Source organism: Roseivirga sp. E12 (assembly GCF_017592825.1).
Lineage (GTDB): Bacteria > Bacteroidota > Bacteroidia > Cytophagales > Cyclobacteriaceae > Roseivirga.
Window position 1 is genome coordinate 201,219 of sequence record NZ_JAGFMD010000009.1, and the last position, 8,220, is coordinate 209,438.

Annotated in this window: 6 protein-coding genes and 1 pseudogene; all 7 read left to right on the forward strand. The window is 40.8% G+C overall.

Annotated features, from left to right (window positions below; genetic code table 11):
- Window positions 1-8: 8 nt before the first annotated feature.
- Window positions 9-1,298 (forward strand): aminopeptidase P N-terminal domain-containing protein, encoded by a 1,290-nt coding sequence (locus J4E76_RS18345; protein WP_208506248.1) that lies wholly within the window; start codon window positions 9-11, stop codon window positions 1,296-1,298.
- Window position 1,299: 1 nt separating this feature from the next.
- Window positions 1,300-1,740, forward strand: a complete 441-nt coding sequence (locus J4E76_RS18350; protein ID WP_208506249.1) for a GNAT family N-acetyltransferase — start codon at window positions 1,300-1,302, stop codon at window positions 1,738-1,740.
- A complete protein-coding gene (locus J4E76_RS18355) occupies window positions 1,737-2,150 on the forward strand; it encodes a RidA family protein (protein ID WP_208506250.1) in 414 nt (137 codons plus the stop codon). The genes J4E76_RS18350 and J4E76_RS18355 overlap by 4 nt, the downstream gene beginning before the upstream one ends.
- Window positions 2,151-2,209: 59 nt before the next feature.
- A complete protein-coding gene (locus J4E76_RS18360; RefSeq protein ID WP_208506251.1) occupies window positions 2,210-4,597 on the forward strand; it encodes a hypothetical protein in 2,388 nt (795 codons plus the stop codon).
- Between the two features lie 163 nt (window positions 4,598-4,760).
- A complete protein-coding gene (locus J4E76_RS18365; protein WP_208506252.1) occupies window positions 4,761-5,312 on the forward strand; it encodes a mechanosensitive ion channel family protein in 552 nt (183 codons plus the stop codon).
- A 69-nt stretch (window positions 5,313-5,381) separates the two neighbouring features.
- Window positions 5,382-6,692 carry a DNA recombination protein RmuC gene (rmuC, locus tag J4E76_RS18370; RefSeq protein ID WP_208506253.1) on the forward strand — a complete coding sequence of 437 codons (1,311 nt, stop codon included), beginning with the start codon at window positions 5,382-5,384 and terminating at the stop codon, window positions 6,690-6,692.
- Window positions 6,693-6,934: 242 nt separating this feature from the next.
- Window positions 6,935-8,220: pseudogene (locus J4E76_RS18375) on the forward strand (hypothetical protein); the annotation flags it as partial.

An 8,220-nucleotide genomic window follows, 5' to 3' on the forward strand; every position in this document is an offset into this window, starting at 1 on the left:
ATAATGCCATGAGATACGAACACATTGGGAAAGACCTCTTCATAAGGAATAGAGAAAAGCTTAAGGCTAAAATGAAGCCTAATTCCATTGCCATTATTTGTTCAAATGATATAATGCCTACCAATGCGGACGGCACAATGGCATTCCGTCAAAACAGCAACTTGCTTTACTTTTCGGGTATCGATCAAGAAGAGTCTGTTCTAATTATTGCTCCCGATTTTCCTGACCCCAAAATGAGGGAAGTACTCTTTTTGAGAGAAACCAGCGAGTTAATTGCAGTTTGGGAAGGGCACAAGTACACTATGGAAGAGGCCACTGAAACTTCTGGTGTATCGACTATTATGTGGAATGAAAAATTTGAAAGCACACTTAATACCCTCCTGGCTGAAACCGACAATATTTACCTATATAATAATGAGCACATCCGCAACGGATCTGAAGTAGAGACTAGAACGGATAGGTTCAATAAGTGGTGCCGAGAAAAATACGCCAATTACGAGTTTGAGCGATTAGCTCCAATAGCCTACAACTTAAGAACTGTAAAGGAAGCCCGGGAAATAGAACTCCTTCAAACCGCTTGTGATCTTACCGATCAAGGGTTCCGTAGAATTTTAGAATACGTTAAGCCGGGTGTTTGGGAATACGAAGTAGAAGCGGAATACCTCCATGAATTTGTTAAAAACAAGTCCAAAGGTTTTGCCTACACTCCGATAATTGCTGGAGGAGGCAACGCTTGTGTTTTGCATTACATCGAGAATAAGGATCAACTGCAAGACGGGGATTTGCTTTTGATGGATGTCGGTGCGGAGTATGCCAACTACAATGCAGATATGACACGAAGCATTCCGGTAAATGGACGATTTACGGATAGGCAAAAGGATGTCTACAACGCAGTGCTAAGGGTTAAGAATGAAGCAACCGCTTTGTTGACACCCGGAAATAGTATTCCGGATTATCATAAGGAAGTTGGCAATATCATGACCAGAGAGTTGTTGGGCCTTGGATTAATAGACCAAACGGATATTAAAAATGAAGACCCTGAATGGCCAGCATACAAGAAGTACTTTATGCATGGCACTTCGCACCATATAGGTCTAGATGTTCATGATGTAGCGAGCATTTATACAGATTTTAAGCCAGGCATGGTCTTTACCGTTGAACCAGGAATCTATATACCTGAAGAAAACCTTGGGGTTAGAATTGAAGATGATATCGTGATTACAGAAGATGGACATCATAATTTAATGCGCAATATCCCAATTGAGGTGGAAGAAATTGAAGACCTTATGAATTCCTAGAATGGAGGTCCAAATTGTTGAAACTTCCATTGTTGAAGCAATTGACTTGTTGCAATTACTCCCTGAGTTCCAGGACATGCGTGACAATCCCTATTATCAGGAACGCATAGAAAACAGCAAAAGCTTGACCCTTTTAGCAACGATCGATTCGAAACCCATAGCCTGTAAAGTTGGATATGACAAGTTCAAGGATGGGTCTTTCTATAGCTGGCTTGGAGGAGTATTGCCGAAATACCGAAGGTTGGGTATTGCTAAAGCATTGGCAGATAAACAAGAAGACTGGGCAAAGAGTGAAGGCTTTAAAAGTATTAAGTTTAAAACCTTAAACCGGCATAAAGGCATGCTCATTTTCGCCATCAAGAACGGCTTCAAAATCTATAGTACTAAGTCAAAGGATGAGTTTGACAATTATCGAATTGAAATGATTAAAGATCTATTATGAGTGAAAAATTTAATAGTCAAAAAGCACCAGAACCAGTAGGTCTATACCCTCATGCCAGAAGAGTTGGGGAGTTGCTGTTCTTATCAGGTGTTGGCCCACGCGAAAGAGGAACAAAGCAAATACCTGGAGTAACACTAGATGATGCTGGAAACATCATTGGCTATGACATTGAAACGCAATGCAGATCGGTATTTAACAACGTAAAACTCATACTTGAAGCTTCGGGCAGCAGCTGGGACAAACTCGTAGATGTCACTGTTTTTCTGACCAATATGAAAGATGACTTTAAGATCTACAATAAAATCTATGCTGAGTACTTCAAGGAAAATCAGCCCTGCCGCACCACTGTAGAGATCAATTGCCTACCAACCCCCATTGCCATAGAATTAAAGTGCATCGCCACAGTTTAAGACATTCCTAAGCATTTGCTTATCTTCATGAGGAAACACTTCAACCTCAGACCAAGAAGATGATCAATTTTTTTAAAAGAATCTGGAAAGCCTTTGTTGGATTTTTAAAGAAGCTTAAGCCAGGTCCAGTGGCCTGGAAAGGCGCCAATAAAGCCATAGGCACTACTGTAGTTATCATTTGGGTCATCGCCTCAATGATGATGTTTGTCACCCAGCCGCAGACCTACTTCGGTATTTTGATGGTACTACTGGGTCTCATCATTGCCATTCTAATGGGTGCCGGAGCCCTCCTGGCGCGCCTTCTTGTTAAGAAGATGAACAAAGGCCTATTCTGGGTAATTCCAGGAGCTTTTTTCTTGATGTCTTTTGTTTTTGGGATTGGCAGTCTGAGCTGGAAGTTTCCAGTTTTGGTAATCGTCTTTGCCGGAGCCCTTGGTGCGGGAATTTTTACCCTTACCAAAAAGGCAAGGTCAGAATTGACCCTACTCCAAAAGATAGTCGCTTCAACAGGTAGCCTATTAGGAATTGCAGGTTTGGTCTGGGGACTTATTTGGCTAGCTGACACAGGCTTCAAACCCGAAGTTGAACATATCAATGCCGCTAAAAAATCAGAATACCGGCCGGAACACATTCAGCTTCCAGATCCATCGGAACCTGGCCCATACCAAGTGGAATACCTGACATATGGAAGTGGCAAAGACAAGCATCGGGACGAATTTGGGTCGGATGCCACTATTATCACCGATTCTATAGACGGTTCCCGGCTACTTTCTGGTTGGAAAGCAACGCCTGGAAAATTAAGAACATGGTACTGGGGCTTTGACGATAAGGCACTCCCCATTAATGGGCGGGTTTGGTATCCGAAAGGTGAAGGCCCGTTTCCTTTAGCACTGATTGTGCATGGCAATCACAGTATGTTTGATTTCTCCGATCCTGGATACGATTACTTGGGAGAACTCTTAGCGAGTCAGGGAATAATAATGGCCAGTGTGGACGAAAACTTTATCAATAGTGGTTGGACTGACTATATCGGTGATGGTCTAAATGAAGAAAATGATGCTCGAGGATGGCTTTTGTTAGAACATCTCAAGTATTGGAAAAAGTGGAACAATACCGAGGGTGGCATATTTAATGGAAAGGTAGACATGGAAAACCTAGCTGTAATGGGTCACTCAAGAGGAGGAGAAGCGGCAGCAGTAGCAGGCTTTTTCAACAGGCTTCCGTTTTATCCAGATGACGCAAAGCAGGTTTTCGATTTTGATTTTAATATCAAGGCAGTGGTTTCAATAGCTCCCGTTGATGGGCAGTATAGACCGGGTAATGTGAGCACACCACTAGAGAATGTGAACTACCTGGTTATCCATGGAGCCAATGACGGAGATGTGCAATCTTTCGCTGGCCTTCGGCAATATGAGCGCTTGGAGTTCAATGACTCATCTGACTATTTCAAATCTGCAGTGTACGTCTACGGAGCCAATCATGGACAATTCAATACCACTTGGGGAAATCGAGATTCAGGATTTCCCTTTGGATCATTACTCAATGTTGATGCATTGCTTCCAATGGAAGATCAGCTGAAGATAGGTCAGGTTTATATCAGTGCATTTCTACAGACTAATTTACAAGGCGAAAAAGGGTACGAGCCTTTGTTTAGAGATCACAGGGCAGGTGAGCAATGGCTTCCAGAAACCATTTATCTTAATCAATATGAGTCATCGGACTGGAAAGTCCTTGCTGACTTTGAAGAAGATTTAGATTTGACTACGACTTCTTCCAAAGGTCGAATCAAGACAGAAAACCTTACAGTTTGGAAAGAGCAAATTGTAGGTATGAAGTGGGGTAATAGAGGCACTAGAGCAGCCTACATTGGTTGGGATAGTTTGGCTTACGAGGCTGATACCGCAAGTTTCGAATTAGCTTTTCATGACTTGATAGATGCGACTTCCACCTCCTACTTAACTTTTGAAATGTCCGAAGCCAAAGGCAGCACCTATCCTGATAAAAAGCGAGATGCCGACAGGAAGAAAAAAGAGCAAGGGGATGAAGAAGAGGAAAAGAACAATGATGTAGAAGAAGAGAAGAAGGAAGAATCTGAAGAGAAAGAGGAGGAGAAGGAAGACAAGGAGGAGGAGAAGGAGGATGAGAAGAAAAAAGCACCTGAACCAATCGACTTCACCATTGAATTAGTGGATGAAAACGGTAATGCAACCAGCTTTAAACTTAGTGACTATAGCTACTTACAACGACAATTATCAGTGGACGTATTGAAGAACAAGGAGCTTCAAAGTACCAAAAGGTCTGAAGCAGTCTACAATACATTTTTCATTGACTTGAGTAAATTTTTGAACTCAGAAGACTTTGATGCCAAGGCCATCAGAACGATAAAATTCGTGTTTGATCAGAGTAAAAAAGGGGTGATTATCTTGGATAAAATTGCAGTTCATTAGAACCCAATCCTTCCATTTTACTAACAAACCCTCCCAAATTGGGAACACATTTAAATGCTCTGTTGAGCCAAAAGTCCAAATTTTAGTCAGAAAGTAGGGTTTCTCTTGAGCATGACGTACTGGTATATGTATTGCAGGACTACTTGCAAACAAACTGACCAAAATGAGTACGTTAAACTACAATATCCAGAGTTCCTTACTCGCACCATTGAGTAATATAGGTAGTGGCATTTTACTAAGATTATTGAAGCCCTTCAGCATTGGGGATTTTATCGAAATCGATGGTCAAGTAGGATCTATTGAAAGAAGTGGTCTGCAAAAAACCACCATCAAAAAAGTAGATGGCTCAGAATTGAAAGTCAACAACTCTATTTTTTATCAAAGAGACCTTCATAACCTAACAAGCAAAAACATTATTGCTCTAGACCTAAAGATTGGCGTTAGCTATCAAAGCAATATGACTAAAGTGAAAGAAGAAATCATGACTTTTTTCACTCAACACGAACGACTCCTTAATTCACCTAAGGCTAAAATTCAAGTATCAAAAATCAAGAACGATTTTGTAGAGTTATCTATTAAACCTTGGTGCCTTCTAGATGATTTCTTGGACTTAGATGCTCATTTAGAATCTCAATTAGCTCAGTATTTGGTATCCAAGAATGTTGTCTTGGAAGAAGAACAGCCTATTTTTTCCGAAACAAAAATGCTTGCCTAAATTTTAATCTATTCAATCACTGATACAAATATCTCTTAACAGATATATTTGTAGAAACTCAGTGTATTGATGGAGATAATTTGGTTGATTTCAGGAGTAATTTTAGGTGGGCTTGTCGGATGGTTTATGGCCAAGAGCAAGTCAGGTGCCTCTAATTCCCACGAAGGCGATCTCAACAACAAACTACAACTAGCTGAAGAGCGATACAATATGATCGCTCAGGAGCTGACCGAAGTAAAACCTGAACTTTCTAAGGAAAGAGGGAAAAGTCTCGAATTGAGCAATCAGCTCACCCAGGTTCAAACAGAGCACAAAAACCTTCAGTCAAAACTTTCTGAGCAAAAAGAAGAGCTTGAAAAATTGAATCAGCGTTTTGCGCTTGAGTTCAAAAACTTAGCGAATGAAATCTTTGAAGAGAAGAGTAAGAAATTCACTGAACAGAACAAGACTAATATTCATGATCTTCTGAATCCTTTGAAAGAGAAGATTGGTGAATTCCAGAAGAAAGTCGAAGACTCTAATAAGGAAGGGGCTGAAAGAAACGCCTCGTTGGTTCAACAAATCAAACATCTGAGTGATCTGAACAAACAGATCACTAAAGAAGCAGAAAATCTCACCAAAGCACTCAAAGGCGACTCAAAAGCTCAAGGAAACTGGGGAGAAGTAATTCTAGAAAGAATTCTTGAGAAATCTGGCCTTGAGAAGGGTAGAGAATACGAAACTCAAGTTTCGGAAACAGGTGATGATGGAAAACGATACCAACCCGATGTCGTGATCAAGTTGCCTGACAACAAACATGTCATTGTAGATTCGAAAGTATCATTGACAGCTTATGAAAGGTTCGTGAATGAGGAAAGTGAGGCTGAAAAGCTTGTGCAGCTAAAACTCCATATCAATTCCATAAAAGCACATGTTAAAGGCTTAAGCGAAAAAAGCTACCAAAACCTTTATGGACTGGATGGACTCGACTTCGTTTTATTGTTCATTCCAATAGAACCAGCCTTTACGCTAGCTGTTCAGCATGATCCAGATTTGTTCAATGATGCTTACGCCAAGAATATCGTGATAGTAAGCCCAACCACACTCATCGCCACATTAAGAACAATTGCTTCCATTTGGAAACAAGAATACCAAAACAAGAATGCCATTGAAATTGCTCGTCAAGGCGGGGCCTTATATGATAAGTTCCAGTCATTCACCGAAGATTTAATCTCGATCGGAAAACACCTTAATGGCACACAAAAAGCCTATCAAGAGTCCATGAAGAAGCTTTCTGAGGGAAGCGGAAACCTAGTGAAGCGTGCCGAAACGCTGAAAAAGTTAGGAGCAAAAGCCAGTAAAAACATGGATGAGAGACTCTTAAATAGATCTGAAGAATAAGCTTAATATCTCTTCTTTTATCAATGGATTTTAAGTCCTCTGACTTACAGCGAGTTGTAACGACAAAAAACAACAAAAGATTGTATGTGAAATGCAATTTTTTGTATATTTGAAGTCCTTTCACCTAAGGATCACCTAAGTTGCTAGACTGAGCTTTGATAAAAGCTTATGCAATACAGAGTTTCTCTAAGAGATTTGGTGACAAAAAACACTAACCGCGCTTTGACCAAAACACGATTGCAATGGAAATGCAGGTTCTATCCTATAGAACTCATGCTTTTTTAAAACGCCTGTCTGGCATGACTATGCTTCTATTAGTCATGTGTGCCTCTATATCCTATGCTCAAGACAATAATCAAACGCTTTATTTAAATCAGGATGGTATTGCGACTTTAGACGTTGAGTCTTTAGAAGACTGCTTCCCCACAAATCCACCTTGTTCTCCGACCTATGCAGAGGGTGATGGTCATGCCATATGGTTAAGCAATAATATTTACCCTGGAAGTTCTACAGACTTCCGCTTTGATGCCGGTTCTTCCAAATTCACAGAGTTGCCTGACGGCACAGCAACCATAACTGGTACCCTTTACAATACGAGCAATTCAAATGATAGATGGGAAGTAAAACTGTACCTCTCTTCAAAAATGGACTGGAATGCTTGGAGTGCCCTTGGCCGTTCATACAAAGACGAAAGTGGACTTGCAGGAAATAATTATCTGGACTGGTCTTATTATACTACCGACCCTAATACACCTAGTCAACTAATTGGCCTTGCTGGAAATGCTGGAAAGTCATTGACCATCGAGCACATGCCATCAAATTATTATTATGGCTTTCAAGTAGGAATAGCCGCCAATAACAAAAACAGTAACTATGGATTATCAGGGTGGTTTGGTTACTCATGGGATGGCACCAACTATCATCAAGGTGATTTTAATCTAGACTTGAAGTCATGTTCTCCACCTATCGTTGAGGATTGCCTTTGTGAAGGAAAGATGCAGAACTTCTCCTTCACCTACACAGGAGCTTCTGGAGCAACAATCAAGGCATTCAAAAAGGATGGGAGCCTGCTTGAGACCTTCACAAATGTCAACACCAATGATCAAATTACTGTCAATGGATTTGACTTTAAAGGTAGGCTTGATGCCAAGACAACAATCCAAGTTGTTGGTGGGACTCCTTTCGAGGTACATACTTCTTGCTCAGAGCAAATTATTGGAAATGTTTATGGGCCTTTTACCATCATAAGTTACACAGATGGTGATGGCAACTATTGTAGCGGACAATCGAACTTACCTGTTGGAGAAGTCACAAAATCTGTCAGCAAAGACACTTTTACTTGTGATGATTTAGGTGAGCAAATTGTCACATTGACGGCTGTCGATGAAGCAGGTAATGTTTGTACTCAAGAGTTAACCATAACCGTAGTGGACAACATCGCCCCTATTGTAGTGACTAAAGATATCACTAGGATAATCGGGGCTGGCGGACAGGTAACCATTACTGCCGATGATGTACTCAACTTTAA

What these genes read in the sequence shown, in the direction of transcription:
- J4E76_RS18345 (WP_208506248.1), top strand. Translation starts at nt 9, where the DNA reads ATGAGATACGAACACATTGGGAAAGACCTCTTCATAAGGAATAGAGAA.
- J4E76_RS18365 (WP_208506252.1), top strand. Translation starts at nt 4,761, where the DNA reads ATGAGTACGTTAAACTACAATATCCAGAGTTCCTTACTCGCACCATTG.
- J4E76_RS18360 (WP_208506251.1), top strand. Translation starts at nt 2,210, where the DNA reads ATGATCAATTTTTTTAAAAGAATCTGGAAAGCCTTTGTTGGATTTTTA.
- J4E76_RS18355 (WP_208506250.1), top strand. Translation starts at nt 1,737, where the DNA reads ATGAGTGAAAAATTTAATAGTCAAAAAGCACCAGAACCAGTAGGTCTA.
- J4E76_RS18350 (WP_208506249.1), top strand. Translation starts at nt 1,300, where the DNA reads ATGGAGGTCCAAATTGTTGAAACTTCCATTGTTGAAGCAATTGACTTG.
- rmuC (WP_208506253.1), top strand. Translation starts at nt 5,382, where the DNA reads ATGGAGATAATTTGGTTGATTTCAGGAGTAATTTTAGGTGGGCTTGTC.